This window comes from Nonomuraea sp. NPDC001699 (assembly GCF_053596455.1).
In genome coordinates this window covers 1-3,793 of record NZ_JBSFGF010000069.1, presented here as the reverse complement: position 1 = coordinate 3,793, position 3,793 = coordinate 1, and the positions used below count along the sequence as shown (strand labels likewise).

General features: G+C 68.5%; 2 protein-coding genes. Both read left to right on the top strand.

The features are described 5' to 3' along the window. Positions 1-15 precede the first annotated feature (15 nt). Positions 16-3,456: an SDR family NAD(P)-dependent oxidoreductase gene (locus ACWCSU_RS52665; protein WP_449945198.1), complete on the top strand. Its 3,441-nt coding sequence runs from the start codon at positions 16-18 to the stop codon at positions 3,454-3,456. A 38-nt stretch (positions 3,457-3,494) separates the two neighbouring features. Further along, a partial coding sequence (locus ACWCSU_RS52660; RefSeq protein WP_449945196.1) for a beta-ketoacyl synthase N-terminal-like domain-containing protein occupies positions 3,495-3,793 on the top strand: 299 nt, incomplete at its 3' end.

Genomic DNA, 3,793 nt, shown 5'->3' with positions numbered 1-3,793 from the left:
GGTGAGCGGGATGCGGTGGTGGTGCAGGTGTGGGTGGCTGCGCCGGATGAGGTGGGTCGTCGTGATCTGGGCGTTTATGCCAGACCGGCGGAAGCCGGTGAGGAGGTGCCCTGGGTGCGGCACGCCACCGGCGTCCTGGCCACCGGCACTCCCTCGGCCGCGGCGTTCGAGTCGGCACAGTGGCCCCCACCGGGAGCGACGGCGATCGAACTGGAGGGGTTGTACGAGGATCTGGCCGCCGGTGGATTCGAGTATGGGCCGATGTTCCGCGGGCTTCGGTCGGCTTGGCTGGGCCGGGATGGCGAGGTGTTCGCCGAGGTCGAGCTGGCTTCATCGGGTGCGGGGCAGTTCGGGATGCATCCGGCGTTGCTCGACGCGGTGCTGCATGCGATTCCGTTCGCCGGGTTGGAGCCGGTGGAGGGTGGGCGGCTGCCGTTCTCGTGGAGTGACGTGTGTCTGCACGCGGGTGGGGCGTCGGTGCTGCGAGTACGGCTGGCCAGAACGGGTGATGAGTCGGTTTCGCTGGCGGCGGTGGACGCTGCCGGGGAGCCGGTGTTGTCGGTGGGGTCGCTGGTGCTGCGTCCGTTCTCACCGAGTCAGCCAGCAGCTCCGGGGCGGGAGCGGGACGGGCTGTTCAGGCTGGAGTGGGCCACACTCGCCGACCTGCCTGCGGCGGAGGTGACGGTGGCCGGTCTGGCGACGTCGGCGCCAGATCTGGTGGGGGCGTGGTCGATCGAGGTTCATCCCGATCTGTCAGCGCTGGCCTCGGCCGGGCCGGTTCCCGGTGTCGTGCTGGCCGGGGTGGCGAGCCAGCGGATGGACACGGTGACCGATGCACATGAGGTGACCGCTTCGGTGCTCGTTCTGTTGCAGGAGTGGTTGGCCGATGAGCGGCTGGAAGGTTCGCGGTTGGTGTTCGTGACGCGGGGTGCGGTGGCGGTCGGTGAGGGTGAGTCCGTCGCGGATCTGGCTGCTGCGGCGGTGTGGGGGTTGGTGCGGTCGGCGCAGTCGGAGAATCCGGGCCGGTTCGTGTTGCTGGATGTGGATGCTGAGCTGGGGGATGGTCTGCTGGGTGGGGTGCTGGCTTCTGGTGAGCCGCAGGTGGCGGTCCGCGACGGGCAGGTGCGGGTGTTGCGGTTGGTGTCGGGGGCTGGGTTGTTGCCGCCGTCTGGGGTGCCGTGGCGGTTGGGGAGCCGGGCGAAGGGCAGTTTGGATGCTCTGGAGTTGGTGGAGTTCCCGCAGGCTGCTGCGCCGTTGGCGGCTGGGCAGGTCCGGATCGGCGTCCACGCGACAGGGGTGAATTTCCGGGATCTGCTGGATGGACTCAATGCTCTGGGCTGGTTCCAGGACAAGGTCGGGCTGATGGGCGGCGAAGCGGCCGGAGTGGTGCTGGAGGTGGGCCCCGAGGTCGAGGGTCTGGAGCCCGGAGACCGCGTGGTCGGGCTGGTCGATGGGGGGTTCGGGCCCGTTGTGGTGGCCGGCTCCAGCGTTCTGGTGAAGATTCCGGAGGGGATGTCGTTCGAGGAGGCGGCGACGATTCCGGTGGTGTTCCTGACCGTGTTCTACGGGTTGATGGATCTGGCCGATCTGAGGGCCGGTGAGTCGTTGCTGGTGCATGCCGGTACGGGTGGTGCGGGGATGGCGGCGATTCAGCTCGCGCAGCGGTTGGGGGTGGAGGTGTTCGCCACGGCGAGTCCGGCCAAGTGGGATGTGTTGCGCTTGCTCGGTATCCCGGATGATCACATCGCTTCTTCGCGGGATCTGGAGTTTGAGGAGAGGTTCCGGCGGGAGCGGGGGATCGATGTGGTCTTGAACTCGTTGACCGGGGAGTTCGTCGATGCCTCGGCGCGGTTGCTGCGTCCGGGTGGGCGGTTCGTCGAGATGGGCAAGCTGGACATCCGTGATGAGCTTCCGGGGGTGGCTTATCGCTGGTTCGACGTCCTGGACGCGGGCACGGAGCGGTTGCGGGAGATCCTCATCGAGCTGATGGGGTTGTTCGCGGCGGGGGAGTTGCGGCCGTTGCCGGTGACGGCGTGGGATGTGCGCCGGGGTCGGGAGGCGTTCCGGTTCATGAGTCAGGCCAGGCATACCGGCAAGATCGTGTTGACGATGCCGCGCCGGTGGGATCCTGACGGGACGGTGTTGATCACCGGTGGCACCGGTGGTCTGGGCGCCGAGGTGGCCCGGCATGTGGTGGCCGAGCATGGGGTGCGTCATCTGGTGTTGACCAGTCGGCGCGGGCTTGATGCTCCGGGTGCGGCGGAGTTGCGGGCCGAGCTGATCGCCCACGGCGCCGACGTGACGATCGCCGCCTGCGATGTCGCGGAGCGGGATCAAGTGGCGGCCCTACTGGCACAGATCCCGGTGAACCACCCGCTGACTGCGGTGATCCACGCAGCCGGTGTACTGGACGACGCGACGATCGCCTCGCTGACACCCGAGCGGCTGGACGCCGTGTTGCGGCCGAAGGTGGATGCTGCCTGGCACCTGCACGAGCTCACGGCAGACCATGACCTGGCCGCCTTCGTGACGTTCTCTTCCCTGGCCGGGGTGATGGGCAGCGCCGGGCAGGGCAACTACGCGGCGGCGAACGCGTGGCTGGACGCGTTGATGGCTCAGCGCCACGCGGATGGGTTGCCGGGTCTGGCCCTGGCGTGGGGTCTGTGGGAGCAGGCCACCGGGATGACTGGCGGCATGTCCCAGGCGGACATCCAGCGGATGACCGCCGCCGGGATGCCGCCGATCACCACCGAGCAGGGGCTCGCGCTCTTCGATGCCGCGATCGGCTCGGATCTGCCGCTTGTGGCGCCGGTGCGGCTCAACCCGCCGTCCGTGCCCCAAGAGCGGATCCCGCCGCTGCTGCGCGGTCTCATGCGCGGCGCTCGCCGTACGGCTTCCGCCGCCGGGAGTGTCGGCACGACGGAGGCGCTCTCGCGGCGCCTGGCCGGGCTCACTGGCCCCAAGCGGGTCCGCCTACTCGTCGACCTGGTCCGTGCGCAGGCCGCCGCCGTGCTCGGCTATCCCGATCCCGCGGCGGTGGAAGCCCGGCGCGAGTTCCGCGAACTGGGCTTCGACTCCCTCACCGCGATCGAACTGCGCAACCGGCTCAACACCGCCACCGGGCTGCGCCTGCCGTCCACGGCCATCTTCGACTACCCCACTCCTACGGTCCTTGCGGAGCATCTCCTCGATGCGATCGCTCCGGAGGAGGCCAAGGAGGCGGGGCCGTCGTTGCTGGCCGATCTCGACCGGTTCGAGACCGCGCTCGCCGGCGACGCGATCGACGAGATCACCCGGAACGGCATCGCCACCAGGCTCCGCCAGTTGCTGTCCACGGTGAGCGGCACCGGCTCGGAAACTAGTGAATTCGCGGTCGACGACATGCTCGAATCGGCTAGTGCCGAGGACATTCTCGGCCTCATCGAAAGCGAGTTGGGTCACCTCAAAGATCTGTGATCCCGGCTCGCATCGGAGCACTTCGGAGGTGCGCCCCGATGTCGGAAGACCGGAAGCTCATCGATTCCCTCAAGTCGGTCGTCGCTGATCTGCGCGAGACCCGTCGGCGGCTCCAGGAAGTCGAGTCGGGCAAGCACGATCCGATCGCGATCGTCTCGATGGCCTGCCGATTCCCGGGTGATGTCAACTCCCCAGAGGACCTCTGGCGTCTGGTGGCCGAGGGCGGAGACGCGATCGGGGCCTTCCCGACGAATCGGGGTTGGGATCTCGGTGCGGTGTTCAATCCGGATCGGGAGAGCCGGGGGACGTCGTATACGCGTCATGGTGGGTTTCTGCA